The sequence below is a fragment of the Pseudomonas sp. RA_35y_Pfl2_P32 genome, from assembly GCF_963970735.1.
GTDB lineage: Bacteria > Pseudomonadota > Gammaproteobacteria > Pseudomonadales > Pseudomonadaceae > Aquipseudomonas.
This window is the reverse complement of record NZ_CAXAQF010000020.1, coordinates 111,088-136,505: the sequence shown is the minus strand read 5'-3', so window position 1 is coordinate 136,505 and position 25,418 is coordinate 111,088. Positions and strand designations below refer to the sequence as shown.

Annotated in this window: 24 protein-coding genes; 20 read left to right on the top strand and 4 right to left on the bottom strand. The window is 61.5% G+C overall.

Annotation, left to right across the window (positions count from 1 at the left end):
* Positions 1 to 356: 356 nt before the first annotated feature.
* Both AACY45_RS20595 and AACY45_RS20590 read right to left on the bottom strand, forming a co-directional pair.
* On the bottom strand, positions 357 to 1,577 hold the full coding sequence (locus AACY45_RS20595; protein WP_339547165.1) for a CaiB/BaiF CoA transferase family protein: 1,221 nt from the start codon (positions 1,575 to 1,577) through the stop codon (positions 357 to 359).
* Between the two features lie 13 nt (positions 1,578 to 1,590).
* The gene (locus AACY45_RS20590) at positions 1,591 to 2,772 is read right to left on the bottom strand and encodes an acyl-CoA dehydrogenase (protein WP_166588985.1); all 1,182 of its coding nucleotides are present in this window, start codon (positions 2,770 to 2,772) and stop codon (positions 1,591 to 1,593) included.
* Between the two features lie 157 nt (positions 2,773 to 2,929).
* Between AACY45_RS20590 and AACY45_RS20585 the strand changes: the two genes are divergently transcribed.
* From AACY45_RS20585 to AACY45_RS20535, 11 genes are all read left to right on the top strand, one after another.
* On the top strand, positions 2,930 to 3,850 hold the full coding sequence (locus AACY45_RS20585; protein ID WP_339547164.1) for a LysR family transcriptional regulator: 921 nt from the start codon (positions 2,930 to 2,932) through the stop codon (positions 3,848 to 3,850).
* A 430-nt stretch (positions 3,851 to 4,280) separates the two neighbouring features.
* Entirely contained in the window at positions 4,281 to 5,402 is a 1,122-nt protein-coding gene (locus AACY45_RS20580; RefSeq protein WP_339547163.1) for a Re/Si-specific NAD(P)(+) transhydrogenase subunit alpha, read from the top strand.
* 15 nt (positions 5,403 to 5,417) lie between these two features.
* On the top strand, positions 5,418 to 5,741 hold the full coding sequence (locus AACY45_RS20575) for an NAD(P) transhydrogenase subunit alpha (RefSeq protein WP_003187010.1): 324 nt from the start codon (positions 5,418 to 5,420) through the stop codon (positions 5,739 to 5,741).
* Positions 5,741 to 7,177 carry an NAD(P)(+) transhydrogenase (Re/Si-specific) subunit beta gene (locus tag AACY45_RS20570; RefSeq protein WP_339547162.1) on the top strand — a complete coding sequence of 479 codons (1,437 nt, stop codon included), beginning with the start codon at positions 5,741 to 5,743 and terminating at the stop codon, positions 7,175 to 7,177. The genes AACY45_RS20575 and AACY45_RS20570 overlap by 1 nt, the downstream gene beginning before the upstream one ends.
* Positions 7,178 to 7,357: 180 nt before the next feature.
* Positions 7,358 to 8,851 carry an acetyl-CoA hydrolase/transferase family protein gene (locus AACY45_RS20565; RefSeq protein WP_339547161.1) on the top strand — a complete coding sequence of 498 codons (1,494 nt, stop codon included), beginning with the start codon at positions 7,358 to 7,360 and terminating at the stop codon, positions 8,849 to 8,851.
* 319 nt (positions 8,852 to 9,170) lie between these two features.
* Positions 9,171 to 9,386, top strand: coding sequence for a DUF1127 domain-containing protein (locus tag AACY45_RS20560; protein ID WP_095110346.1), 216 nt, complete (start codon positions 9,171 to 9,173; stop codon positions 9,384 to 9,386).
* Between the two features lie 269 nt (positions 9,387 to 9,655).
* Positions 9,656 to 9,865: a DUF1127 domain-containing protein gene (locus AACY45_RS20555; RefSeq protein WP_339547160.1), complete on the top strand. Its 210-nt coding sequence runs from the start codon at positions 9,656 to 9,658 to the stop codon at positions 9,863 to 9,865.
* Positions 9,866 to 10,045: 180 nt separating this feature from the next.
* Positions 10,046 to 10,363, top strand: coding sequence for a DUF2388 domain-containing protein (locus AACY45_RS20550; RefSeq protein WP_095165175.1), 318 nt, complete (start codon positions 10,046 to 10,048; stop codon positions 10,361 to 10,363).
* A gap of 105 nt (positions 10,364 to 10,468) precedes the next feature.
* Positions 10,469 to 10,777, top strand: coding sequence for a DUF2388 domain-containing protein (locus AACY45_RS20545; protein WP_339547159.1), 309 nt, complete (start codon positions 10,469 to 10,471; stop codon positions 10,775 to 10,777).
* A 28-nt stretch (positions 10,778 to 10,805) separates the two neighbouring features.
* On the top strand, positions 10,806 to 11,126 hold the full coding sequence (locus AACY45_RS20540) for a DUF2388 domain-containing protein (protein WP_095165173.1): 321 nt from the start codon (positions 10,806 to 10,808) through the stop codon (positions 11,124 to 11,126).
* Positions 11,123 to 13,084, top strand: coding sequence for a DUF7844 domain-containing protein (locus tag AACY45_RS20535; RefSeq protein ID WP_339547158.1), 1,962 nt, complete (start codon positions 11,123 to 11,125; stop codon positions 13,082 to 13,084). The genes AACY45_RS20540 and AACY45_RS20535 overlap by 4 nt, the downstream gene beginning before the upstream one ends.
* 85 nt (positions 13,085 to 13,169) lie before the next feature.
* Here AACY45_RS20535 and AACY45_RS20530 read toward each other — a convergent pair whose 3' ends face one another.
* Positions 13,170 to 13,571 (bottom strand): GFA family protein, encoded by a 402-nt coding sequence (locus AACY45_RS20530; RefSeq protein WP_339547157.1) that lies wholly within the window; start codon positions 13,569 to 13,571, stop codon positions 13,170 to 13,172.
* Positions 13,572 to 13,914: 343 nt separating this feature from the next.
* Here AACY45_RS20530 and AACY45_RS20525 point away from each other — a divergent pair, with 343 nt between their 5' ends.
* The 9 genes from AACY45_RS20525 to AACY45_RS20485 all read left to right on the top strand — a co-directional run bounded on the left by AACY45_RS20525 (position 13,915) and on the right by AACY45_RS20485 (position 24,105).
* The gene (locus AACY45_RS20525; protein WP_339547156.1) at positions 13,915 to 15,222 is read left to right on the top strand and encodes a CitMHS family transporter; all 1,308 of its coding nucleotides are present in this window, start codon (positions 13,915 to 13,917) and stop codon (positions 15,220 to 15,222) included.
* A gap of 86 nt (positions 15,223 to 15,308) precedes the next feature.
* Positions 15,309 to 16,076 carry a TerC family protein gene (locus tag AACY45_RS20520; protein ID WP_339547155.1) on the top strand — a complete coding sequence of 256 codons (768 nt, stop codon included), beginning with the start codon at positions 15,309 to 15,311 and terminating at the stop codon, positions 16,074 to 16,076.
* Positions 16,077 to 16,293: 217 nt separating this feature from the next.
* Positions 16,294 to 17,952 carry a Na/Pi cotransporter family protein gene (locus tag AACY45_RS20515; protein ID WP_339547154.1) on the top strand — a complete coding sequence of 553 codons (1,659 nt, stop codon included), beginning with the start codon at positions 16,294 to 16,296 and terminating at the stop codon, positions 17,950 to 17,952.
* A gap of 80 nt (positions 17,953 to 18,032) precedes the next feature.
* Positions 18,033 to 19,409 carry a M16 family metallopeptidase gene (locus AACY45_RS20510; RefSeq protein ID WP_339547153.1) on the top strand — a complete coding sequence of 459 codons (1,377 nt, stop codon included), beginning with the start codon at positions 18,033 to 18,035 and terminating at the stop codon, positions 19,407 to 19,409.
* A gap of 77 nt (positions 19,410 to 19,486) precedes the next feature.
* Positions 19,487 to 20,530, top strand: coding sequence for a DUF5924 family protein (locus AACY45_RS20505; RefSeq protein ID WP_339547152.1), 1,044 nt, complete (start codon positions 19,487 to 19,489; stop codon positions 20,528 to 20,530).
* A 54-nt stretch (positions 20,531 to 20,584) separates the two neighbouring features.
* Positions 20,585 to 21,730 carry an ABC transporter permease gene (locus AACY45_RS20500; RefSeq protein WP_339547151.1) on the top strand — a complete coding sequence of 382 codons (1,146 nt, stop codon included), beginning with the start codon at positions 20,585 to 20,587 and terminating at the stop codon, positions 21,728 to 21,730.
* The gene (locus AACY45_RS20495) at positions 21,727 to 22,530 is read left to right on the top strand and encodes an ABC transporter ATP-binding protein (RefSeq protein WP_339547150.1); all 804 of its coding nucleotides are present in this window, start codon (positions 21,727 to 21,729) and stop codon (positions 22,528 to 22,530) included. The genes AACY45_RS20500 and AACY45_RS20495 overlap by 4 nt, the downstream gene beginning before the upstream one ends.
* A gap of 1 nt (position 22,531) precedes the next feature.
* A complete protein-coding gene (locus AACY45_RS20490; protein ID WP_339547149.1) occupies positions 22,532 to 23,470 on the top strand; it encodes an MlaD family protein in 939 nt (312 codons plus the stop codon).
* Positions 23,467 to 24,105: an ABC-type transport auxiliary lipoprotein family protein gene (locus AACY45_RS20485; protein WP_339547148.1), complete on the top strand. Its 639-nt coding sequence runs from the start codon at positions 23,467 to 23,469 to the stop codon at positions 24,103 to 24,105. Before AACY45_RS20490 ends, AACY45_RS20485 begins: the two co-directional genes overlap by 4 nt.
* Positions 24,106 to 24,124: 19 nt before the next feature.
* Here AACY45_RS20485 and AACY45_RS20480 read toward each other — a convergent pair whose 3' ends face one another.
* Positions 24,125 to 25,354: a nucleoside recognition domain-containing protein gene (locus AACY45_RS20480; RefSeq protein ID WP_339547147.1), complete on the bottom strand. Its 1,230-nt coding sequence runs from the start codon at positions 25,352 to 25,354 to the stop codon at positions 24,125 to 24,127.
* Positions 25,355 to 25,418 lie beyond the last annotated feature (64 nt).

Below are 25,418 nucleotides of genomic sequence, written 5' to 3'. Positions count from 1 at the left end.
TTTTTCAGAAGCTTTCGAAGATTTCTTCAACAACTTCAACCACTTGCGCTTCCGATCACTCGGTAGCGGGAGGCGAATTCTACAGCGTTACACGCTGCTGTCAACACCTCTTTTTCAACTCCTTTCGTGCTTCGATGAACTGAAGCAATCTGCTGCCGAAAACTGCGTAACTCATTGTTTGCCAAGGAGTTTTCCGTTTCGACTGCGCCGGAAGTGGGGCGAATTATAGACATTCAGAATCTGCCGTCAACCTTTAATTTTACTTTTCTATCAACGAGTTACGTAAAACCAAAAAAGACGGTGCTGCACCCTCTATATAAGCAAGGAGAAACACCGTTTCTATATAGAGGAGACACCTAGAGCACTCCAGCCTCTTTAAAGGCTGCAACCTCGGCAGCGTCCAGACCCAACACCCGCTGCAAGACCTCAAGCGTGTGCTCGCCCAACAGAGGCGGGGCACTGTGATACTCCACTGGTGTCTCGGACAGGCGAATCGGGCTGGCCACCTGCGGCACCAGACCCGCCAGCGCGTGGGGCAGCTCGATTGCCAGCCCCCTTGCCTTGACCTGCGGATCGGCAAACACCTGAGACAGATCATTGATCGGCCCACAGGGCACGCCCGCCTGCTCCAACTCAGCCACCCACTGGGCGGTGGTCTTGAACACCGTAGCCTGACGGATCAGTGGAATCAGCACCGCACGATTGGCCACCCGCAGTTTGTTCGTGGCAAACCTGGCGTCGTCTGCCCACTGCGGCTGACCCGCCACTTCGGCAAACTTGCGAAACTGCCCGTCATTACCCACAGTCAGGATGAAGTCGCCATCCGCCGTCGGGAAATCCTGGTAAGGCACGATATTCGGATGAGCATTGCCCAACCGCTTAGGGGCAACCCCAGTCGTCAGGTAGTTCATGGCCTGGTTGGCCAGGCAAGCGACCTGAACATCCAGCAGCGCCATATCAATATGCTGCCCGCCACCGTCATGATCCCGGTGCGCCAAGGCCGCCAGGATCGCCACGGTGGAGTAGAGCCCGGTCAAAATGTCCGTCAGCGCCACACCCACCTTGACCGGTCCGGCACCTTCATCACCTTCAGGGCGGCCGGTCAGGCTCATCAAGCCCCCCAGCCCCTGGATCATGAAGTCATAGCCGGCACGCTTGGCGTAGGGCCCGGTCTGGCCGAACCCGGTAATCGAGCAGTAGATCAAGTCAGGATTGATCGCCTTGAGCGACTCATAGTCCAAGCCATAGGCTGCCAGGCCACCGACTTTAAAGTTCTCGATGAGTATGTCGGACTTGGCTGCCAGCTCCCGCACCAAGCGCTGACCCTCGACCTGAGTAAAGTCGATGGTCACCGATTGCTTGTTGCGGTTGGCCGAGAGGTAGTAGGCCGCCTCGCTGGTGTTCTCGCCATAGGCGTCCTTGAGAAAGGGCGGCCCCCAGGCGCGCGTGTCATCGCCGTTGCCGGGACGCTCGACCTTGATCACCTCGGCTCCCAAGTCCGCCAGGATTTGGCCAGCCCAGGGACCGGCCAATACGCGCGATAAATCCAGTACCCGTAAATGCGATAACGCACCCATGGCCACTCTCCTGTCAGTAGAACGCCTGGAGACCGGTCTGTGCACGGCCGAGGATCAGCGCGTGAACGTCGTGAGTACCTTCGTAGGTGTTGACCACCTCGAGGTTGACCAGGTGACGCGCGACACCGAACTCGTCGGAGATGCCGTTGCCACCCAGCATGTCGCGAGCCATGCGCGCGATGTCCAGGGACTTGCCGCAGGAGTTGCGCTTCATCATCGAAGTGATTTCCACCGCCGCCGTACCTTCATCCTTCATACGGCCAAGACGCAGGCAGCTTTGCAGCGCCAGGGTGATTTCCGTCTGCATGTCCGCCAGCTTCTTCTGGATCAACTGGGTCGCGGCCAGAGGACGACCGAACTGCTGGCGGTCCAGGGTGTATTGGCGCGCGGTGTGCCAGCAGAATTCGGCGGCACCCAGCGCACCCCAGGAGATGCCATAGCGGGCGGAGTTGAGGCAGGTGAACGGCCCCTTCAAACCGCGCACGTCCGGGAAGATGTTCTCTTCCGGAACGAACACGTTGTCCATCACGATTTCGCCGGTGATGGACGCGCGCAGGCCGACCTTACCGTGAATGGCCGGGGCGCTCAGGCCTTTCCAGCCTTTCTCGAGAACGAAGCCGCGGATATCCCCAGCGTCGTCCTTACCCCACACCACGAACACATCGGCAATCGGGCTGTTGGTGATCCACATCTTGCTGCCGGTCAGGCTGTAGCCGCCTTCCACCTTGCGCGCACGAGTAATCATGGAGCCCGGGTCGGAACCATGGTTCGGTTCGGTCAGACCGAAGCAACCAATCCATTCACCGGACGCCAGTTTCGGCAGGTATTTCTGTTTCTGCGCCTCAGTGCCGAATTCGTTGATGGGCACCATGACCAGGGAGGACTGCACACTCATCATCGAGCGATAGCCGGAGTCGACACGCTCGACTTCACGGGCAATCAGCCCGTAGCAAACATAGTTCAGGCCGCTGCCACCGTACTGCTCGGGAATGGTCGCACCCAGCAGGCCGATCTCACCCATTTCGCGGAAGATCGCCGGATCGGTCTTTTCATGGCGGAAGGCTTCGAGGATGCGCGGAGCCAACTTGTCCTGGGCAAACTGCGCTGCGCTGTCGCGCACCATGCGCTCCTCTTCAGTGAGCTGTTGATCCAGCAGCAGGGGATCGATCCAGTTGAAGCTAGCTTTACCGCCCATGAGCGTGTCCTCGAGAAGTAGGTCAAATATCGTGGAATGATCCTAGGCCCCACTCGTGGATTGGGCAAACGAGGATTTTGCATGCTGTTGTGCTAATTTCTCACTCCGTAACAGCCTGAAACGGCATACACGAGAATCATTAGTGAGGTTGCCGTACATGCGCAGGAAGATCCCCAGCACCGCCGCCCTGATCAGCTTCGAAGCCGCCGCCCGCCACGAGAGCTTTACCAAGGCCGGCCTGGAGCTTTCGCTGACCCAGGGCGCGATATGCCGACAGATCGCCAGCCTGGAGGAGTTCCTCAGTGTCGAACTGTTCCGACGCTCACGGCGTGGCGTGAAACTCACCGAAGCCGGCCTGTCCTACAGTCGCCGAGTGGCAACCCAACTGGACGCAGTTGAGCGCGACACCCTGTCGGTGATGGGGCAGCAGGGCGCCAACGTCATCGAGCTAGCGGTCGTGCCGACGTTTGGCACCCAATGGCTACTGCCCCGACTCAAGGACTTTCAGGAGCAGCACCCGGAAGTGACGGTCAACCTGACCAACCGCACAAGGCCCTTCCTGTTTGCCGACACCGACTTCGACGCCGCGATCTACTTCGGCGACGCCGATTGGTCAGGTACCGAATCCCACAGGCTGATGGGCGAAAACCCGATGCCGGTGTGCAGCCCGACCTTACTCGGCCAGTTCACGCAGCTCAGCGCCGAGCAGATTGCCGATTTGCCCCTATTGCAACAGACCACACGCCCGTACGCCTGGCGCCAGTGGTTCAATTCCCGGAACCTGAATATCCCCCGGGACATGACAGGCCCGCGTTACGAGCTATTCTCCATGCTCGCCCAGGCGGCCATGCATGACATGGGCATCGCCCTGATCCCGCCGTTCCTGATCCAGCGCGAACTGGCCGAGAAAAGGCTGGTTATTGCCAACCCCCAGGCCCTGTCGAGCATCAAGGCCTATTACCTGATGATTCCTGACCGAAAGGTCGAATCAGCCTCTTTGCGCGCATTTCGCGACTGGCTGATTCATCAGGCCCACAGCTACAACGTAGAAGGACAGGGGCTTACAGGGATTATCTGACCCCGTAGTCAGCAACCTTTAAGCCCTACAGATATAACTATTTGTCGCATTTAAGCAGACTGTTCGAAATACCTGCACAATCGTCCCACAGCCGCCTAACTGCGTGGCTTTCACGCCTTAATTCAGAACCATGGTGCATCATTCATACAGACGATGTGGAAATTCACGAATTTTCGCCAGAATCCTTACAAGGCACGGCCTAGAAGGGATTACACCGCCTGGTTGCGACATTCGGTCACAGGGTGACTTGTAGTTAATTTTCCGTCACCCGTCATAATCCCTTGAAGGGCACATAGTTCGCCTGCAAAATGCCGCGCCCCGCCCGAAATACAGCGGGGTCGTGCTGATCGGCCGCCCCAGCCGCACCCTCCGCAGTGCGCTGGCCTTCTAAGAAAGATCGAAAGCAATAAGATCAAGCAGGAGATTTGACGTGCACATTGGTGTTCCTCTCGAAACCCAGACCGGTGAAACGCGGGTTGCTGCAACCCCGGAAACCATCAAGAAGCTGATCGGCCAGGGTCATAAAGTCACTGTGCAAAGCGGCGCCGGCATCAATGCCAGTGTTGTCGACAGTGCTTATGAAGCGGCAGGTGCGGTGATTGGCAGTGCCAACGATGCATTTGGCGCAGAGCTGATCCTCAAGGTTGTCGCCCCCAGCGACAGCGAACTGAGCCTGATCAAAAGTGGAACCGTGCTGGTAGGCATGCTCAACCCGTTCAGCAATGAAACCATTGCCAAGCTGGCCGAGCGTGGCATTACCGCGTTCTCCCTGGAAGCAGCGCCCCGCACCTCTCGTGCGCAAAGCCTGGATGTGCTCTCCTCGCAAGCCAACATTGCCGGCTATAAGGCCGTGCTGCTGGCCGCTCATCACTATCCGCGCTTCATGCCGATGCTGATGACCGCCGCGGGCACGGTAAAGGCTGCTCGGGTGCTGATTCTCGGCGCTGGCGTGGCAGGCCTGCAGGCCATTGCGACCGCCAAGCGCCTGGGTGCAGTCATTGAAGCCTCCGACGTCCGTCCGGCGGTGAAAGAGCAGATCGAATCCCTGGGCGCCAAATTCGTCGACGTGCCTTATGAAACCGACGAAGAGCGTGAGTGTGCAGTCGGCGTCGGCGGTTACGCACAGCCCATGCCGGCCAGCTGGATGCAGCGTCAGGCCCTGGCCGTGCACGAGCGCGCCAAGCAAGCCGACATTGTCATCACCACGGCCCTGATCCCCGGTCGCAAGGCCCCGGTACTGCTGAGTGCCGAGACCGTTGCCCAGATGAAACCGGGCTCGGTGGTCATCGACCTGGCAGCGGCACAGGGCGGCAACTGCCCACTGACCGTCGCGGACCAGGTGATCGTTGCGCACGGCGTGACCATCGCCGGCCCGACCAACCTGGCGGCCCAGGTCGGCGCAGATGCCTCGGCGTTGTATGCGCGCAACCTGCTGGACTTCCTCAAGTTGGTCTTCACCAAGGAAGGCCAGTTCGAGATCAACCTCGAAGACGACATCGTCGCCGCGTGCCTGATGTGCCGCGACGGCCAAGTCATCCGCAAAAACGCCTAAGCAGGGATTCAGACGATGGAAGAGCTTATCTCCCCCGGTATCTACAACCTGATCATCTTCGTGCTGGCGATCTATGTCGGCTATCACGTGGTCTGGAACGTTACACCCGCACTGCACACCCCCTTGATGGCGGTGACCAACGCGATCTCGGCGATCGTTATCGTCGGTGCCATGCTGGCGGCCGCGCTGACCGTGACCCCGCTGGGCAAGACCATGGGCACCCTGGCCGTCGCCCTGGCGGCGGTGAACGTGTTCGGTGGCTTCCTGGTCACCCGCCGCATGCTGGAGATGTTCAAGAAAAAAGCCCCGAAAGCCGTAAAAGAAGAGGCGCCCAAGTAATGAGCATGAACCTCGTAACGACGCTCTACTTGATCGCGTCGATCTGCTTCATCCAGGCCCTCAAAGGCCTTTCGCACCCGACCACCTCGCGGCGCGGCAACCTGTTCGGCATGCTCGGCATGGTGCTGGCCATCCTGACCACCGTCGGCCTCATCTATAAGTTGGGTGCCGAGCTGGCTACCGCCGGTATCGGCTACGTGATCGTTGGTCTGCTGGTCGGCGGCACCGCCGGTTCGATCATGGCCAAACGGGTTGAAATGACCAAGATGCCGGAACTGGTCGCCTTCATGCACAGCATGATCGGCCTGGCCGCGGTGTTCATCGCCATTGCCGCGGTGGTCGAACCGCAGTCGTTGGGTATCGTCAAGCAACTGGGGGACGCGATTCCGGCCGGTAACCGCCTGGAGTTGTTCCTCGGAGCTGCCATCGGCGCCATCACCTTCTCCGGTTCAGTGATCGCGTTCGGCAAGCTCTCGGGCAAGTACAAGTTCCGCCTGTTCCAGGGCGCACCAGTACAGTTTAGCGGTCAGCACAAGATCAACCTGATGCTGGGCCTGGCCACCTTGGGCCTGGGCATCACTTTCATGCTGACCGGCAACCTGGGTGCGTTTGCCCTGATGCTGGCCCTGGCCTTCGTGCTGGGCGTGCTGATCATCATCCCGATCGGTGGCGCCGACATGCCGGTAGTGGTGTCGATGCTTAACAGCTATTCGGGTTGGGCTGCGGCCGGTATCGGCTTCTCGTTGAACAACTCGATGCTGATCATCGCCGGCTCCCTGGTGGGCTCCAGCGGTGCAATCCTCTCGTACATCATGTGCAAGGCGATGAACCGTTCGTTCTTCAACGTCCTGCTGGGTGGCTTCGGCAACACCGCAGACGCTGCAGGTCCTGCCGGTTCGGCGGAAGCGCGCCCGGTGAAATCCGGTTCGGCTGACGACGCCACCTTCCTGCTGACCAACGCCGATACCGTGATCATTGTTCCAGGCTACGGCCTGGCGGTAGCACGGGCGCAGCACGCGCTGAAGGAACTGACCGAGAAGCTGACCCATCGCGGCGTGACCGTGAAGTACGCGATCCACCCGGTGGCTGGGCGCATGCCTGGGCACATGAACGTCCTGCTGGCCGAAGCCGAAGTGCCGTACGACCAGGTGTTCGAGATGGAAGACATCAACTCCGAGTTCGGCCAGGCCGACGTGGTGCTGGTGCTCGGCGCCAACGACGTGGTCAACCCGGCGGCCAAGAACGATCCGAAGTCGCCGATCGCCGGCATGCCGATTCTGGAGGCCTTCAAGGCCAAGACCATCATCGTCAACAAGCGCTCGATGGCCAGCGGTTATGCCGGCCTGGATAACGAGTTGTTCTACCTGGACAAGACCATGATGGTCTTTGGCGACGCCAAGAAAGTCATCGAAGATATGGTCAAGGCTGTCGAATAAACACTGCTCCACGGCAATACCCAAAACCCCGGCCTCCCGTAGGCTGGGGTTTTTTATTTGCCCCGATAACCCGACCAAAGGCTCTAAATCAGGGGCCTGCATTCGACCATGGTAGCGGGACGAATGTTTTCGAAATCACTAGACTGCGCATCTTGCTTCCGTTGCCCGAGATAACAATCCATGTACCGTGACCGTATTCGCTTGCCTTCGTTGTTGGATAAGGTGATGAGCGCCGCCGAGGCTGCCGCTCTGATTGAGGACGGCATGACCGTCGGCATGAGCGGCTTCACCCGCGCCGGCGAAGCCAAGGCCGTGCCCCACGCACTGGCCGAGCGCGCCAAGGTCACGCCGCTGAAGATCAGCCTCATGACCGGTGCCAGTCTGGGTAACGACCTGGACAAACAATTGACCGAAGCGGGCGTACTGGCCCGCCGCATGCCGTTCCAGGTCGACAGCACCCTGCGCAAGGCGATCAACGCCGGCGAAGTGATGTTCATTGACCAGCACCTGTCGGAAACCGTGGAGCAATTGCGCAACCAGCAACTCAAGCTGCCGGACATCGCGGTCATTGAAGCCGTGGCCATCACCGAACAAGGCCACATCGTGCCCACCACCTCGGTTGGCAACTCCGCCAGCTTCGCGATTTTCGCCAAGCAGGTGATCGTCGAGATCAACCTGGCGCACAACCCGAACCTGGAAGGCCTGCACGACATCTATATCCCGACCTACCGTCCGACCCGCACCCCGATCCCGCTGACCCAGGTCGACGATCGCATCGGCAGCACGGCGATTCCGATTCCGCCGGAAAAGATCGTCGCCATCGTCATCACCAACCAGTCGGACTCGCCGTCCACGGTGCTGCCACCGGACAACGAGACCCAGGCCATCGCCGACCACCTGATCAACTTCTTCAAGCAGGAAGTGGACGCTGGCCGCATGACCAACAAGCTGGGCCCGCTCCAGGCTGGCATCGGCAGCATCGCCAACTCAGTGATGTGCGGGTTGATCGATTCGCCGTTCGAAGACCTGACCATGTACTCCGAAGTGCTGCAGGACTCGACCTTCGACCTGATCGACGCCGGCAAGTTGAGCTTCGCCTCAGGCAGTTCGATCACCCTGTCGCAACGCCGCAATGCCGATGTATTTGGCAACCTGGAGCGTTACAAGGACAAACTGGTACTGCGCCCGCAGGAAATTTCCAACCACCCTGAAGTGGTGCGTCGCCTGGGCATCATCGGCATCAACACCGCGCTGGAGTTCGACCTGTACGGCAATGTGAACTCCACCCACGTCTGCGGCACGCGGATGATGAACGGCATTGGCGGCTCGGGTGACTTCGCCCGTAACGCGCACCTGGCGATCTTCGTCACCAAGTCGATTGCCAAGGGCGGGGCTATTTCCAGTGTCGTGCCGATGGTCAGCCACGTTGACCACACCGAGCACGACGTCGACATCCTGGTGACCGAGATCGGCCTGGCCGACTTGCGCGGCCTGGCACCCCGGGAACGCGCCCGGGTGGTTATCGACAACTGTGTGCACCCGGACTACCGCGAAGCGCTCAATGAGTACTTCGAGAAGGCCTGCGCCATCGGCGGCCACACGCCTCACATCCTGCGTGATGCCCTCAGTTGGCACATGAACCTGGAAGAAACCGGGCACATGCTCGCCGTTTGATTGGTACAGATAGCGGCCGACAAAAACACTTTTTTGTCGGCCCACCCTCCCCACCTCAATACATGACAAAAACTGTACTGCTGTACCGGTCATTTCCTAGGAAAAAACCCTACCTTTCTCGACAAAAACCGACAAAACGCACCATTATCGTGCGCATAGGTACAGTTGCCTCAATTTCGACCAGTACACCCCCCTTTAACAGTTAACTGGTCTCTCACAATACAGGTGAACTGTATCTACAGAGGCTGGCCAAACGAGAGGATCATGGGCACCAGTTAAACCACTACCTAATCCCGCCACAAGCGGAAGGATGTCAACCATGGAACGTACACTCAGTTCCGAACTGTTCTTCGAAGACAACGCTGTAAAAACCCAGGCTTCCATGCCTCTTCGCGTTCTCGCCAACCTGATGCTGTGGCAGCGCCGCATCTCCAGCCGCCACCAACTGGCTCGCCTGGATTCGCGTCTGCTGGCTGACGCAGGGATTAGCGAAGCACAACGCTACGAAGAGCTGAGCAAGCCGTTCTGGCGCTAAGTTAGCGTCGCTGGCCCTGACCTTCTAGGTCCACCGCCAGCACTCTGAATTGCACACACAAGACCCGTCGCGGGAAACCGCGACGGGTCTTGTCGTTTCAGGGCAAAAAACTGCAGGTACAGAAGGCACTTCGCAAAACAGGTACAGTTTCTATATCTATCAAACTTAACCAGTACAATTTAAGCCTGGTGTCACTGACCCGCTGAACCGCAAGCATCCAACATGACCTCCCAAGGCTGCACTTTCAGCCTTTACGCGAGGAATGTTGCATGGACCCTTCACTCGAGATTTCCCTGCCACGCCGCCCACGGCTCGGCCTCCTGAGACTGTTAACAAGGCTGGTCAGGGCCACAGGCCAATGCCGGGAGAGGGCACGTACCCGCCACTTGCTGGCCCAGCTCAATGACCAGCAACTGTCCGATACGGGCATCAGCCACTCGGAGCGAACGGCCGAGCTGGAACGCTCCTTCTGGCAATAAATAGTAGTCGGCAAAAGGCCGACAGGGCTGTTCTAACCCCTGAACATGGGCCTAATATCCAGATACAACGTGGCGAACACTGCGCGGTACGCGTCTGACTGTTCAGGCACCGTGCGACACGCAGTGGTTGTCCGGCGTTTTTCGGCGCCACTTTTTTGTTCATCAACAGGAGTTACCCCCATGTCCCGTCTTCGTCTGCTCAGCGCTGCAGCCCTGCTGGCCGTGGCTGCCAATTCGCACGCCACCAGCTTCATCGTCACCACGGACGCTGTAGTCGGCGCGCTCAAAGCCACTTCCGACGCCACCTCCGACATCACGTCTTCGTTCAAAGACGACAAGATCGTACGCGCAGCCCGTGATGACGCGGCCAGCTTCGTGGCCAGCGAAGGTGCCATCCGCGGCGTTCGCCTGGAAAGTGCGCTGGAGCACATCCGCAAGCAGGTTCCACAGTTGAGCGCAACCGACGCCCAACTGGCTCAGGCGATCCTGACCATCTGATTGCACACTTTAAACGGGGCCGCCTGAGCTGCCCCGTTTGCCAAAGCCTGGCTCTAGGCCGGGCATTGCGCTAGCCTTGGGGCTGGTTTTCAGCTGTCCGGTCCCATGGATTTTCTTGCAAAAACACTGTTCGTCCCCGCTACATTCATCGCCTGCTGGATCCCCTCGGCCCACGCCCTGGACCTGACCACGCAGAACCTGGTCGTCACCGCCTATGCCACAAGCATGGTGACCGCCGCCCCCTTCGACCATAAACTGCTGCTCGCCGCTCACGATGATGCCGCTGCGTTTGTGGCCAGTAATGGTCAATTGCGAGGAGCGCGCCTGGAGTCAGCCCTGGTTTACCTGCACCAGAGCCGGGTAAAACTTCATGCAAGTGATCTTGAACTGGCGCAGGCAATTCTCGTCCAATAGCTATCCCACGTTCTTCCGGAGTCGTTCCATGCGTAGCCCGCTGATTGCTGCCACCCTCGGCCTATTGTTGTTGGCCGACATGGCCCAGGCCCAAACCCTGGTAGCCACCAGTAACATCATTATCCGCGCCTCCCAGCGCACCCTCGATTTCACTTCGGACACCACGACGTCTATCCGCGACTCGAAAGTCGTACGGGATGCCCACGACGACGCGGCCAGTTTCGTCGCCAGCAATGGCGATATTCGTGGTGCGCACCTGGAAGCGGCCTTCGATACCTTGCGCACTCGCGTGCCGGAAGCCCGCGACGCCAGCGACCAGGTACTCGCCGAAGCCATCCTCGCACTGTGAAGCCGTTCGTCACCGGGCTGCTGGCCGCTGCCGCACTGCTGTTTGGCGCGACGGCGCAGGCCGGCCTGCAACTGTACCTCAAGACCGAAGGCTTGAGCCCGGCAGAACAGAAGGCCAGCCAGGCCCTGCTGGACGAGGCGCTGCAAGCGCTGCCGCCGCGCTTCGTCGAGCAACTGGACCGGCGAATTGATGTCGGCTGGACCGACAACATGCCGGCCAACGCCTACGGCCAGGCCTCCCTGGTGTCGGAACTGGACCTCAACCGCAAGCTGCTGCCCGGCCTGACGGACGGTAGCGCCGCGACGAAAAAGACCCATCGCCCCCACGGCACCGTACGCCGCGAGATGCTGGCGACGGTTCTGCACGAACTGACCCACATCTATGACCGTGCGCGTTTATGGCCTGGTCCCGAACGCCTGCTGATCCAGCGCTGTACCCGGCAGAACAACAGTTCGGGCCTGATCGGCATGCCCGATCAATGCCGTGGCCAGAACGACCGGCGCTTCACCCTCAGTGATGACCCACGCCTGCTGGACCTGGCCGGCTGGCAGCAATACGTGGGTCGGCGCGGGGAACGTGAACAGCACAACCGCCAGATCGCGCGCAGCCCGGACCTGTACGAAACCAGCAGCCCCAAGGAGTTCGTGGCGGTCAACATGGAGTATTTCCTCCTTGACCCGAGCTACGCCTGCCGCCGTCCGGCGCTGTATCGCTATTACCAGCAACACTTTGGCTGGGCACCAGCGGCCAAGGACCACTGCGCCACGTCTTTCGCCTTTCTCAACGCCGGCAACGACTTTGGCAAGCAGCCGCTGGGCCAGGTCGACCCAGAGCGGGTCTACGCCGTCGACTACCTGCTGGCCGAAGCCAACCAGAACCTGGTGAGCCGCTGGGGCCACAGCATGTTGCGCCTGGTAATTTGCGCACCCGGGCGCCCGCGGGGGCCAGACTGCCGGTTGGATCTGGAATATTCCCTGGTGCTGTCCTACCGCGCCTTCGTCGGTGACGTACAGCTGTCGAGTTGGGACGGCCTGGTCGGCAAGTACCCCTCGCGGTTATTTGTGCTGCCCCTGGCACAAGTCATCGACGAGTACACCAAAACCGAACTGCGCAGCCTGGCGTCCGTGCCGCTGACCCTGTCGCGCAGCGAGATCGACGAAGTAGTGGAGCACGCCGCCGAGATGCACTGGAGCTACGACGGCAATTACTTCTTCCTGTCCAACAACTGCGCCGTGGAAAGCCTGAAACTGTTACGCAGTGGCAGCAACAATCCGCAACTGGTCGGCCTGGACAGCATCATGCCCAACGGCCTGCTGGAAGTCCTCAAGGCCCGTGGCCTGGCCGACACCAGCGTGCTTGACGATCAGCGTGAGGCCTTGCGCCTGGGATATCGATTCGACTCATTCCGCGACCGCTATCAAGCCATGTTCGAGGTGCTGAAGAAGCACCTGCCGATCAAGCAGGACAAGGTCGAAGACTGGCTGACCGCGAGCGCTGCCGATCGCCGCCAATGGTTCGACCAGGCTGACCTGCGCACCAGCGCCGCCTTGCTGTTGCTGGAGCAAGCGAGCTTCCGCCAGCAACTGCTGCTGGCTCAGAACGAAGTGAAGCAGCGCTACCTCGATGCGCGGGAGCTGGATAACGGCGGCATGGACCGGGCCAACAAGACCCTGCAGCAGATCCTTGCCAACAGCGGCTTCCTCAGCCGCCCGGCGGAGTTGCTCGACGAGGGTGGCTACGGGCTGCCGCAAGCTAACGAATGGCAGCGTCTGGAGGCTGAAAGCAGCAGCCGCCAGAAAAAACTGCAGGCCTTGACCGGCGACCTGGACAAGGAGGCCCGAGCCCTGCTGGAACCGGCCAGAGCAGCGGAAATCGCCGCCAACGAAGCCAACGTCAAGCAATTGGGTGAGCACCTGCGGGCGCTGCACAAGGCAGCGGGCGGCCTGGAGTTGCCCTGACCCCCTAGGCGCATGGCCGCCTGTAACAGCTGCCGAGCCCACGAGGACTGCGTCCTCGAACGCTGCCTCGCAGGCTCGGCAGCTGCTACAGGGTTTCCTCGGGTTCTTCCGGGAGCTGTTCATCCAGGTGCAGCCAGGGCAGTCGGCTGTCGGTCCAGATGTGCCGTTCGGCGGGCGCCCGCTCCGGGTGATCCAGGGTGGCAATAGTCACATCGATGCTGTCCGGGCTCAGGTGCGTGACCAATGCCAATTGGGCACCACAATGGCCACAGAAGTAGCGCACACAGCTGGCCGAAGAGTCGTACTGCGCCGGGGTGCCCGCCAGCCACTGGAAGGCCGGACGGGGCAGGGTGATCCAAGTGGTCACCAGGCCGCCACTGACCCGTCGGCAAATCGAGCAGTGGCAATGGGCGATGTCACGCAGCGGCCCGCTGAATTGATAACGCAGTTGCCCGCAATGGCAGCCGCCGGTGTGAAGTTCGCTCATGCCGACCCTCCTCATCCCCAACTGCGCCCCATCAATCCGGGGCACTGCCCAGCACTTTAAGCCTCGCCAGGCGCGCTTGCACATCTCGTCCGGTGTTTGTCTGGCGAAAGGTAGCTGAAAGGTTTGCCAATTAGGATCGCCCCCACTGCCGGCAATAGACCGGTTGGCCAACGCGAAATCTGCAAGGTTCGCGCGGCCCAATTAACAACAACAATGGTGATTCTGATGTCCACTCGCACCCGCCTGTTCGCCCCGACTCCCTTCGTACGCCTCGTGCTTCCCGTTCTGCGCTGATCACATCCGGTCCGCCATTCCCTAGCCGCGCTACGTCTGGAGTATTCCCATGCTGACTTTCCTTGGCTTTGCCATGGTCATCACGTTCATGTACCTGATCATGACCAAGCGCCTGTCGGCGCTGATCGCCCTGATCATCGTGCCGATCCTGTTCGCCCTGTTTGGCGGTTTTGCGCCGAAAATCGGCCCGATGATGCTCGAAGGCATCACCAAGCTGGCCCCGACCGGGGTGATGCTGATGTTCGCCATCCTCTATTTTGCCCTGATGATCGACTCCGGCCTGTTCGACCCGGCCGTGCGCAAGATCCTCAAGCTGGTCAAGGGTGACCCGCTGAAGGTGTCCGTCGGCACCGCGGTGCTGGCCCTGGTGGTGTCCCTGGACGGTGACGGCGCCACCACCTACATGATCTGCGTAGCCGCCATGCTGCCGCTGTACAGCCGCATCGGCATGAGCCCGCGCATCATGGCCGGCCTGATCATCCTGGCCGGTGGCGTGATGAACATGACCCCTTGGGGCGGCCCGACTGCACGCGCCGCCAGTGCGCTGCACGTCGACCCTTCGGACATTTTTGTGCCGATGATCCCGGCAATGCTCGCCGGTGTGGTGGCGATCCTGGCGATTGCCTACATGTACGGTAAACGTGAGCGCGCGCGCCTGGGTGAGCTGCACTTGATCGGCGATGAAATCGACCACAGCGAAATCAGCGTGTCGCAGTTCCCGGACGCCCGTCGGCCGAAGCTGATCTGGTTCAACGGCGCCCTGACCCTGGGCCTGATGTGTACCTTGATCGCTGGCCTGCTGCCACTGCCGGTGCTGTTCATGGTCGCGTTCAGCATCGCCATGATCGTCAACTACCGCTGCCTGCAACAGCAGAAAGACCGCGTCGCAGCGCATGCTGGTAGTGTGCTGGCAGTCGTCGGGCTGATTTTCGCCGCGGGCATCTTCACCGGCATCCTGACCGGTACCGGCATGGTCGACGCGATGTCCAAAAGCCTGCTGGCAGTGATCCCGGACGTCCTCGGCCCTTACCTGGCCGTGATCACGGCCCTGGTGAGCATGCCGTTCACCTTCTTCATGTCCAACGATGCATTTTATTACGGCGTGCTACCGGTTCTCGCCGAAGCCGCCAGCCACTACGGCATCACTGCCGTGGAAATGGCCCGCGCCTCGATCGTTGGCCAACCCGTGCACCTGCTGAGCCCGCTGGTGCCATCGACCTACCTGCTGGTGGCGCTGGCCGGGATCGAGTTCGGAGACCACCAGCGCTTCACCCTAAAGTGGGCAGTTCTGGTTTGCCTGTGCATAATGTTCGCTGCATTGCTGATGGGGATTTTTCCGCTGTTCAGCACGCTATAAGGGCATCAACTCACCACGCCGCCAGCTAGACTTCGCGTTTTGAAGCCGCTGGCGTCGTGGTTTAACACATCCTCAAAGGAATACACATGGAATGGCTGACCAACCCGGAAATCTGGGTTGCCTTCTTGACACTGACGGCCCTGGAAATCGTCCTAGGCATCGACAACATCATCATGATTTCGATCCTGGTCAGCCGCATGCCCAAGCACATGCAGGCGCGCACCCGGATCTTCGGTCTGGCCCTGGCCATGATCACCCGGATCCTGTTGCTGCTGTCGATCACCTGGGTGATGCGCCTGACCGCCGACCTGTTCGTGGTCTTCGACCAGGGTATTTCCGGGCGCGACCTGATCCTGTTCTTCGGAGGCCTGTTCCTGCTGTGGAAAAGCTCCCAGGAGATGTACCACGCACTAGAGGGTGAAGACGAAACCTCCGACGAGCCTACCGGCAAGGGCGGCAACTTCCTCTACACCATCATCCAGATCGCGATCATCGACATCGTGTTCTCCCTGGACTCGGTCATCACCGCCGTAGGCATGGTCTCCCATGTACCGGTCATGGTCGCCGCGATTGTCGTTGCCGTCCTGGTGATGATGCTGGCCGCCGGCACCATCAGCACCTTCATCGACAAGCACCCGTCGCTGAAAATGCTGGCGCTGTCGTTCCTGCTGGTGGTCGGCACCGTGTTGATCGCCGAAGCCTTCGAAGTGCATGTGCCAAAAGGTTACGTCTACTTCGCCATGGCGTTCTCGCTGGCAGTGGAAGCGGTCAACATCAAGCTGCGCACCGCGATCGCGAAAAAGAAGAAGCAGCAGGACCCAGTCAAGCTGCGCAAGGACATCCCGGGTCAGTAATCGGAATCGGCTGTCAGAAAAAGGGGGCTCCACTAGAGCCCCCTTTTTCACGCCCGCATGAAGCTGTTTTCATGACAGTTTTGTTTCATTCGACGCTTTAGTCATGCGATGCTGGCGCCACGGCCGTTAGCCAACTACAGCTTAAGTACAGAATGTAGAAATCGCGCGGTACCGCTGACTTGCCCCTTTGGGGCGCTATTCCACCAGGGGGCCTGTCATGCTGACCCTGCTCAATTTATTGTCTGCCGTGGCCTTGCTGATCTGGGGCACGCACATCGTCCGAACCGGCATCCTGCGGGTCTACGGTTCCAACCTGCGCCATGTCATTGGCCGCAACATGTCCAGACGCTGGCTGGCCTTCATTGCCGGGATCCTGGTCACGGCCATGGTCCAGAGCAGCAACGCCACCGCCATGCTCGTGACTTCCTTTGTCGGCCAGGGCCTGATGGCGATGACCCCGGCGCTGGCGACCATGCTTGGCGCCGATGTCGGCACCGCGCTGATGGCCCGCGTCCTGACCCTTGACCTGTCCTGGCTCTCGCCGCTGCTGATTTTCCTCGGGGTCATTCTGTTTCTCTCGCGCAAGCAGACCCGCGTGGGCCAGATGGGCCGGGTCGGCATTGGCCTGGGGCTGATCATCCTCGCACTGCAACTGATCGTCGAAGCGGCCGCGCCCATCACCCATGCCCAGGGCGTCAAAGTGCTGTTTGCCTCCCTGACGGGCGACATCCTGCTCGACGCCTTGATCGGCGCACTGTTCGCGATGATTTCCTACTCCAGCCTGGCCGCCGTCCTACTCACCGCGACCCTCGCCGGTGCCGGGGTCATCAGCTTGCCTGTGGCCATTGGCCTGGTGATTGGCGCCAACATCGGCAGCGGGGTGCTGGCGTTCCTCAGTACCAGCATGCAGAACGCCGCGGGCCGGCAAGTGGCGCTGGGCAGCCTGCTGTACAAGTTGATCGGGCTGCTGCTGATCATTCCGGTACTCGACCCCCTGGTGCACTGGATGGACAGCCTCGACTACAGCCCACAGGGCCTGGTGATCGGCTTTCATCTGCTCTACAACACGGCGCGCTGTGTGGTGCTGCTGCCCAGTGTCGGCCCCATGGCACGGCTGTGTGCGTGGCTGCTGCCAGAGCGCCCGGAAACCAACGGCCAGGCCAAGCCCAGGCACCTGGACCTCACCGCCCTGGCCACCCCCAGTCTGGCCCTGGCCAATGCCGCGCGGGAAACCCTGCGCATGGGCGACCTGATCGAGAACATGCTCGAAGCCATGCTCGACGTGCTGCGTGGCAAACAGACCGCGGTGCCCCAGCAAATGCGCAGCCTGAGCGATGACGTCGAGTCCCTCTACAGCGCGATCAAGCTCTATCTGGCGCAGATGCCCCGCGAAGACCTGAGCGACCAGGACAGCCGGCGCTGGGCGGAAATCATCGAGCTGGCGATCAACCTGAAACTGGCCTCGGACCTGATCGAACGGATGCTGCGCAAAGTCCAGCAGCAAAAAACCTCGCAGCGCCGCTCCTTTTCCGACGTGGGCCTGGAAGAACTCGCTGGGCTGCACCAGCAGTTGATCGCCAACCTGCGCCTGGGGCTCTCGGTGTTCCTCAGCGCCGACAAGGAAAGCGCCCGGCAATTGCTGCGTGAGAAACGTCGCTTCCGTGCCCAGGAAAGGCGCCTGGCCCACGCCCACGTCAGTCGCCTGCAACGCAAAATCGTGCAAAGCATCGAAACCAGCTCCCTGCATCTGGAACTGATCGCCGACATGAAACGCTTGAACTCGCTATTCTGCAGCAGCGCCTATGTGGTGCTGGAGACCTCCGAAACCGGCGCCCTGGCGGTCGACGATATGGCTGACATCACCCATTCTCCCTGAACGTCGAGCGTTGCCAGCAGTCATTTGCAAAGCTTGAGGGAAAACCCTGCTCCCCGCATTTACCCGCCAGGAAGGTTGTTATGCGTTGTCTGTTGTTTGCATGCCTGCTGCTGGGCTCCACCTGCACCTGGGCCCTTGACCGCCTGCAGGTCGAGGGCTATGTGCTGCAAAACGGCCTGCAGATCCTGCTCAAGCCCAGCGCTGAACGCGGGCATGTGGCGATCCGCCTGGTCGTCGGCGTGGGCCTTGACGACTTTTCCTGTGCCGACAAAGAACTGCCACACCTGCTGGAGCATGTGCTGTTCAGCGGGATCGATGCTGGCGGTGAAGGAGGGCTGGAGGAGCACATGCAGAGCCTGGGCGGGGAATGGAATGCCTTCACCAGCAATGCCGACACCACCTTTGTCATCGAGGCCCCGGCGAAGAACCAGCGCAAGGTCCTCGACCTGCTCCTGGCGCTGCTGACCGAAACCCGCATCGACGACAACGCGATCAATGCCGCCAAACAGGTGGTCGAACGTGAAGACGGCGGTCACTACTCCCACTTGCAGCGCTGGCTCGATCGCCAGGACCTGGGCCACACCGCCAGCAACCAGTTGGCCGTGGAGCTGGGGCTCAAATGCCAGGAACGCTCCGAAGTCCACTCGCTGACCCGTGAACAGCTGGAGCAGGTGCGCCAGGAGTGGTACGCCCCCAACAACATGACACTGATTATCGTCGGCGACCTCGATCGCCTGCTGCCGGCCCACCTGGAGCGCACCTACGGTCAGTTGAAGCCGATCGAACCCACGGCGCACCCGGCCCTGGCGCAGTTGCAGAGCCCGGCCCAGGCCCAGCGGGAGCTGATTCACGGCTGGGTGGGCAATACGGCGAAACTGCACTGGCTGTTCCCCGAGCCGATCCTCGACGACCAATACGACGAAACCTACGACCTGCTCAAGGACTACCTCGACTGGGCGCTGTACCGCCAGTTGCGCCTGGCCCACAGCCTGTCCTATGGCCCCGCAGCGGAGCGCGAAGTGTTTGGCGGCGTGGGTTTCATGAGCCTGAACGCCGACCTGGAGCGCGATGACCTGGCCCAGGCGCAGCAGGTACTGGCCAAGCTCAAGGCCGACCTGCTGCACATTGGCCTGGACCCGGCCACGTTCGCGCGCCTCAAACAGGCCGCCATCGCCCGTCAGGCTTGGGCGGTGCAGGGCAATAGCGCGCTGGCCGACTATTACTGGGGTGCCTTGGGCGACTTTGAAGACGGACGATTCGCCGACCCGGTCAAGCGCCTGCGTGCCGTGACGCTGAAACAGGCGAACCTGGCCCTGCGGCAGTTGCTTGAACAGCCGGGGTACGTGCGAATCGAAAAACCGCTGCTCAGCTATGATCAACTGGCCTGGTTGCTGGGTGGGGTAGTGGGGTTGCTGGTGCTCGGCGTATTGGGTTGGCGTTTTCATCGCCGACCATGAAGGTGCACGGCGACCGAATTTATCCCTGCACTGGTATCCTACGTGGGTTTTTCCTACGAACATTGTGAACCGCCAACATGCCGAACCTGACCCTCTACGTCCAGCGCATCCTCGAGCTGATGAAGCGCTACCCGGGGGTCATTGCGCTCGGCGGTTTCATCTCGGGGGTCGGCAGCTTCATTCTGGTGGACCGGCAACAAGGCCTGGCCACCTGGATCGCGATCATCATGCTGGTCAGTTGGGTCTGGCTGATGCTGGAAAACAGCCTGACGCAGTTGTTCACCAAGGTGTTCAAGCGCGAGATCCCGCAGCCGCTGCTGCGCTACGCGACTCAGATGATCCACCAGGAAAGCCTGTTTTTCGTCCTGCCGTTCTTTTTCATCACCACCACCTGGAACAGCGGGCAACTGGCGTTTACCGGACTGCTCGGTGCCGCCGCGCTGATTTCCATCACTGACCCGCTCTATTACAAATGGCTGGCCCCACGCCGCTGGCTGTTCCTGGCAATGCACACCCTGACGTTGTTTGCCGCCCTGCTGACCGCGCTGCCGATCATCCTGCACCTGACTACGTCGCAGAGTTTCAAGCTGGCGCTGGGCATCGCCATGCTCCTGTCCTTCCCGAGCCTGGCGTCGATCTTTCCGATCCGGACCTTGCGCGGCGGCCTGAGCGTGCTGTGCATCACCGTGGCGATCGGCGCCACCGGCTGGTTCCTGCGCTCCTGGGTGCCGCCGGCGACCCTGTGGATGTCCGAAGTGGCGATCAGCACGCAGTTGCAGGACCGCACCCCAGGCGCCAGCCTGGAGCAGGTCAGCGTCGCCCAGTTGCGGGGCGACGGGCTGTACGCCTACACCGCCATCAACGCCCCGCGTGGCCTGGACGAGCGGATCTATCACGTGTGGAAATTCAACGGCAAGGAAGTCGACCGCATCGCCCTGGATATCCACGGTGGGCGCAAGGAAGGCTACCGGGCCTGGACCCACAAGCAGAACTTCCCTGGCAACCCGGCCGGCAAATGGCAGGTCCGGGTGCTGACCGAGGACGGCCAGGTGATTGGTGTGCTGCGTTTCGTGGTCACCGACACAGGTCAAGACAACCCGGCGCCGAACCAGGCAAAGTAACAAGGATCGTGCTATTAGGTAGCACTGCGTCGCAGCTGAACAAGCAGGGAGCTTATGAGCGATACGACAACCGGCACTGCCCAGCTCGATACGTCCCATAGCCCCGCGCAGCTCAGGGTCACGGGCGACTGGACGCTTGCCCACTACGCCAACCTCAAGCAGTTGAGCGAAACCCTCAAGGGCCAGTACGACGACCGCACCACCATTGACCTCAATGGCCTGGGCGCGCTCGACACTGCCGGCGCTTCCGTGCTGGTCGAATTACTGGGGGCCGAGCGCCTCGGCAAATCCGCCGAACACCCTGACTGCAGCCTGTCCGCCGCCGACCGCGCGCTGCTGCAAACGGTCTACAACTCGATGGCCGACTTCTGCGTCCCGGTCAAACAGCCCGAGGTCAATGTCGGCATTCAACTGCTGAGCCGTATTGGCCGGGCCGTGGACACCGTCTGGCAAGACTCCCTGAAACTGCTGGGGTTCGTCGGCCTGATCCTGGAAACCATCGCCCGCGGCCTGTTTCGCCCCTCACGCTGGCGGATCACGCCCATGGTCGCGCACATCGAGCAGACCGGGCTCGACGCCGCACCGATTGTCGCGCTGCTGACCTTCCTGGTGGGCGCGGTCGTGGCCTTCCTCGGCGCCACGGTGCTCGCCAGTTTCGGCGCCAGTATCTTTACCGTGGACCTGGTGGCGTTCTCCTTCCTGCGTGAGTTCGGCGTGCTGTTGACCGCGATCCTCATGGCGGGCCGCACCGCCAGTGCCTTTACTGCCCAAATCGGCTCGATGAAGGCCAACGAAGAGATCGACGCCATCCGCACCCTGGGCCTGGACCCGGTCGAGCTGCTGGTGGTGCCACGGGTCCTGGCGTTACTGGTGGCCCTGCCGATGCTGACGTTCCTGGCGATGCTCTCGGGGATTGTCGGCGGCGGCGTGGTCTGTGCCCTCTCGCTGGATATCTCACCGGCGATGTTCCTCTCGCTGCTGCAGACGGACATCGGCGTCCAGCACTTCCTGGTGGGCATGGTCAAGGCGCCGATCTTCGCCTTCCTGATCGCCGCCGTCGGCTGCCTGGAAGGCTTCAAGGTCAGCGGCAGCGCCGAGTCCGTCGGCGCCCACACCACCTCGAGCGTGGTGCAATCGATTTTTGTGGTGATCGTCCTGGATGCGGTCGCCGCCCTGTTCTTTATGGAGATGGGCTGGTGAGTCGCATACCCCGTGCGCCGACCGAGGCGGTGATTGAAGTCCGTGGGCTGTGCAATCGATTCGGCAGCCAGAGCGTGCATGAAAACCTCGACCTGGACTTGTACAAGGGCGAGATTCTCGCCGTGGTGGGCGGCTCCGGCAGCGGTAAGTCGGTGCTGCTGCGCAGCATCATTGGCCTGCGTCAGCCCAGCGAAGGCGATGTAACGGTGTTCGGTAAGAACCTGCCAAGCCTCTCGGAGCACGAACGTTCTATGGTGGAACGGCGCTTCGGTGTCCTGTTCCAGAAGGGCGCGCTGTTTTCGTCGCTGACCGTGACCGAAAACGTCGCGCTGCCGCTGATCGAGCACGCCGGGTTGAGCCGCGCGGATGCCGAGCACCTGGCCGCGGTCAAGCTGGCACTGGCCGGGCTGCCGCTGTCGGCCGCCGACAAATACCCGGCCTCGCTGTCCGGCGGCATGATCAAGCGCGCGGCCCTGGCCCGGGCGCTGGCGCTTGACCCGAATATCCTGTTTCTCGATGAACCGACCGCCGGCCTCGACCCCATTGGCGCAGCCGCCTTCGATCAACTGATCCTGACCCTGCGCGATGCGCTGGGACTGAGCGTGTTCCTGATCACCCACGACCTCGACACGCTCTACACCATCACCGACCGGGTGGCGGTGCTGGCGCAGAAGAAGGTGCTGGTGGCGGATGCCATCGATGTCGTCTCGGAAACCGATGACGCCTGGATTCACCAATACTTTCATGGCCCTCGCGGCCGCGCGGCGCTTGGCGCCGCTTCACAGCTCAACGAGGTATGACATGGAAACCCGAGCCCATCATGTATTGATCGGCCTGTTCGCCGTCCTGGTAGTGGCCGGTGCCTTGCTGTTCGGTCTGTGGCTGGCCAAATCCAGCGTCGACAGCGAGTTCAAGGACTATGAGGTGGTCTTCAACGAGGCGGTCAGCGGCCTGTCCAAAGGCAGTGCGGTGCAGTACAGCGGGATCAAGGTCGGCGATGTGGTGAGCCTGCGCCTGGACCCCAAGGACCCGCGCCGGGTACTGGCGCGGATCCGCCTGGGCGGCGATACCCCGATCAAGGAAGACACCCAGGCCAAACTGGCCCTGACGGGCATCACCGGCACCTCGATCATCCAGCTCAGTGAAGGTACCCCGCAAAGCCCTGAACTACGGGGCAAGGACGGCAAGTTACCGGTGATTGTCGCCTCGCCATCGCCCATCGCGCGCCTGCTGAACAACAGCGACGACGTGATGAGCAGCATCAACCGCCTGCTGTACAACGCCAACCAGATGCTCTCGCCGGAAAACGTCGACCGTCTGGGCAAGACCCTGGCCAACCTGGAGCAGACCACCGGGGCCATTGCCGAACAGCGTGGCGATATCCGCCAGGCCATGCAGCAACTGGCGTCCATTGGTAAACAGGCCACGGCCACCCTGGAGCAGACCACTGCGCTGATGCGCAACGCCAACGGCCTGCTCAACGACCAGGGCAAGCAGATGTTCGGCAGCGCCGAACAGGCGATGAAGTCCCTGGAGCAGAGCACGGCAACCATCAATACGCTGCTGACGAGCAATCAGGACGCCCTGAGCAACGGCATGCAGGGGCTCAACGGCCTGGCGCCGGCCGTGCGCGAGTTGCGCGACACCCTGAGCTCGCTGCGGGCCATCTCTCGTCGCCTGGAGTCCAACCCTAGCGGTTACCTGCTCGGCAGCGACACGGACAAGGAGTTCACACCATGAAGCGCGTCTACCGCCCATTCGCCTACGGGACCCTGCTGGCGAGCCTGGCCATGGCCAGCGCCTGCTCGATTCTGCCCAAGGCCGAGCCGCAGGATGTGTATCGCCTGCCTGCCACTCAGGGCCCGACCACCACGACGCGAGCCACCCCCGTGACGTGGTCGCTGCGCCTGGCCAAACCACAAGCGGGCGATGTGCTCAATAGCGCGAAAATTGCGGTGATCCCCCAGGGCGACCTGATCAGCAGCTACAAGGCCTCGCGCTGGAGCGATCCCACCCCGATCCTGCTGCGCAACCGCCTGCTCGATGGTTTCGCCGAGGATGGCCGGGTGCGCCTGCTGAGCACCGATGACAGCAACCTGCAGACGGACCTGGAACTGAATGGCAACCTGCAGGCGTTCCAGAGCGAATACCAGGGCAATGGCGTGCAGGTGGTGATCCGCTTGGATGCCCTGCTGGTGCGTGGCAGCGACCAGCGCATCCTCGCCAGCAAACGCTTTGAAGTGCGCCAGCCGGTGAGTGACGTGAAGGTGCCGGGCGTGGTTACCGGGTTTGGCCAGGCCGGCGATACGCTGACCCGGCAAGTGGTTGCCTGGACGGTGGAGCAGGGGCAGAACCATGCCCCACTGAAACCCTGAGGCCGTCCCACACGAGTGATCAGCCAAAGAACCAGTAGCAGACCCCGATTGCCCCCAGTACCCCGGCCAGTTCCGCCAACAGGGCACACCCCACGGCGTGCCGTGCACGCTGGATTCCCACGGCACCGAAGTACACCGCCAGCACATAGAAGGTGGTTTCGGTACTGCCCTGAAGGGTCGCGGCTACCAGCGCCGGGAAGCTGTCGACGCCGGAGGTCTGCATGGTTTCGATCAGCATCGCCCGCGCGGCACTGCCCGAGAACGGCTTGACCATGGCGGTCGGCAGGGCGTCGACGAACCGCGTGTCCCAGCCCGCCCACTCCACCAGATGGCGAATGCCGTCCAGGCCGAAGTCCAGCGCCCCGGAGGCCCGCAACACGCCTACCGCACAAAGCATGGCCACCAGATAGGGCAACAGGTTCTTGGCCACGTCAAAGCCTTCCTTGGCGCCTTCGACGAATGCTTCATACACCTTGACCTTGCGCAGCGCGCCAACCACTAGAAACAGCATGATCAGGCCGAACAGCGTCAAGTTGCCGAGGATCGAGGACAACCCCGCCAGCGCGGTGGCTGAGAGCGTCGCCAGCAGGGCCATGAAGCCACCCAGGACCAACGCACCGGGAATCAGGTAGGCAAGCACCACCGGGTCCCACAGGCGCAGGCGCTGCATGAATGCCACCGACAACAGCCCGACCAGCGTCGAACAGCTGGTGGCCAGCAGGATGGGCAGGAACACCAGGGTTGGGTCCGGCGCGCCTTGCTGGGCGCGGTACATGAAGATCGTCACCGGCAGCAACGTCAGCGACGAGGCATTGAGGACCAGGAACAGGATCTGGGCATTACTCGCCACCGTTGCGCTGGGGTTGAGCTCTTGCAGCGCCTTCATCGCCTTGAGACCGATCGGCGTCGCCGCGTTGTCCAGGCCCAGGCCGTTGGCTGCGAAGTTGAGGGTGATCAGGCCAATGGCCGGATGGCCTGGCGGCACTTCCGGCATCAGGCGCAGGAACAGCGGCCCCAGGGCCTTGGCCAGCCACTCGACGATGCCGGCCTTTTCGGCAATCCGCAAAAAGCCCAGCCACAGGGTCAAGGTACCGAACAGCAGCACCATCACTTCGACCGACAGCTTGGCCATGGCGAAGATGCTTTCCACCATCGCCGCGAAGATCCCGGCATTACCGCCAATCAGCCACTGCGCCAGTGCCGAAATGGCCGCCACGATGAAAAAGCCAAGCCACAGGCCGTTAAGCATCAGTCAAATCCCCCAGAAGATGCGGCGAATGATAGCGGGGTAGGCAGAAACGACAAACCCCGGA

What these genes read in the sequence shown, in the direction of transcription:
- AACY45_RS20595 (WP_339547165.1), bottom strand. Translation starts at nt 1,577, where the DNA reads ATGGGTGCGTTATCGCATTTACGGGTACTGGATTTATCGCGCGTATTG.
- AACY45_RS20590 (WP_166588985.1), bottom strand. Translation starts at nt 2,772, where the DNA reads ATGGGCGGTAAAGCTAGCTTCAACTGGATCGATCCCCTGCTGCTGGAT.
- AACY45_RS20585 (WP_339547164.1), top strand. Translation starts at nt 2,930, where the DNA reads ATGCGCAGGAAGATCCCCAGCACCGCCGCCCTGATCAGCTTCGAAGCC.
- AACY45_RS20575 (WP_003187010.1), top strand. Translation starts at nt 5,418, where the DNA reads ATGGAAGAGCTTATCTCCCCCGGTATCTACAACCTGATCATCTTCGTG.
- AACY45_RS20570 (WP_339547162.1), top strand. Translation starts at nt 5,741, where the DNA reads ATGAGCATGAACCTCGTAACGACGCTCTACTTGATCGCGTCGATCTGC.
- AACY45_RS20565 (WP_339547161.1), top strand. Translation starts at nt 7,358, where the DNA reads ATGTACCGTGACCGTATTCGCTTGCCTTCGTTGTTGGATAAGGTGATG.
- AACY45_RS20560 (WP_095110346.1), top strand. Translation starts at nt 9,171, where the DNA reads ATGGAACGTACACTCAGTTCCGAACTGTTCTTCGAAGACAACGCTGTA.
- AACY45_RS20555 (WP_339547160.1), top strand. Translation starts at nt 9,656, where the DNA reads ATGGACCCTTCACTCGAGATTTCCCTGCCACGCCGCCCACGGCTCGGC.
- AACY45_RS20550 (WP_095165175.1), top strand. Translation starts at nt 10,046, where the DNA reads ATGTCCCGTCTTCGTCTGCTCAGCGCTGCAGCCCTGCTGGCCGTGGCT.
- AACY45_RS20545 (WP_339547159.1), top strand. Translation starts at nt 10,469, where the DNA reads ATGGATTTTCTTGCAAAAACACTGTTCGTCCCCGCTACATTCATCGCC.
- AACY45_RS20540 (WP_095165173.1), top strand. Translation starts at nt 10,806, where the DNA reads ATGCGTAGCCCGCTGATTGCTGCCACCCTCGGCCTATTGTTGTTGGCC.
- AACY45_RS20530 (WP_339547157.1), bottom strand. Translation starts at nt 13,571, where the DNA reads ATGAGCGAACTTCACACCGGCGGCTGCCATTGCGGGCAACTGCGTTAT.
- AACY45_RS20525 (WP_339547156.1), top strand. Translation starts at nt 13,915, where the DNA reads ATGCTGACTTTCCTTGGCTTTGCCATGGTCATCACGTTCATGTACCTG.
- AACY45_RS20520 (WP_339547155.1), top strand. Translation starts at nt 15,309, where the DNA reads ATGGAATGGCTGACCAACCCGGAAATCTGGGTTGCCTTCTTGACACTG.
- AACY45_RS20515 (WP_339547154.1), top strand. Translation starts at nt 16,294, where the DNA reads ATGCTGACCCTGCTCAATTTATTGTCTGCCGTGGCCTTGCTGATCTGG.
- AACY45_RS20510 (WP_339547153.1), top strand. Translation starts at nt 18,033, where the DNA reads ATGCGTTGTCTGTTGTTTGCATGCCTGCTGCTGGGCTCCACCTGCACC.
- AACY45_RS20505 (WP_339547152.1), top strand. Translation starts at nt 19,487, where the DNA reads ATGCCGAACCTGACCCTCTACGTCCAGCGCATCCTCGAGCTGATGAAG.
- AACY45_RS20500 (WP_339547151.1), top strand. Translation starts at nt 20,585, where the DNA reads ATGAGCGATACGACAACCGGCACTGCCCAGCTCGATACGTCCCATAGC.
- AACY45_RS20490 (WP_339547149.1), top strand. Translation starts at nt 22,532, where the DNA reads ATGGAAACCCGAGCCCATCATGTATTGATCGGCCTGTTCGCCGTCCTG.
- AACY45_RS20485 (WP_339547148.1), top strand. Translation starts at nt 23,467, where the DNA reads ATGAAGCGCGTCTACCGCCCATTCGCCTACGGGACCCTGCTGGCGAGC.
- AACY45_RS20480 (WP_339547147.1), bottom strand. Translation starts at nt 25,354, where the DNA reads ATGCTTAACGGCCTGTGGCTTGGCTTTTTCATCGTGGCGGCCATTTCG.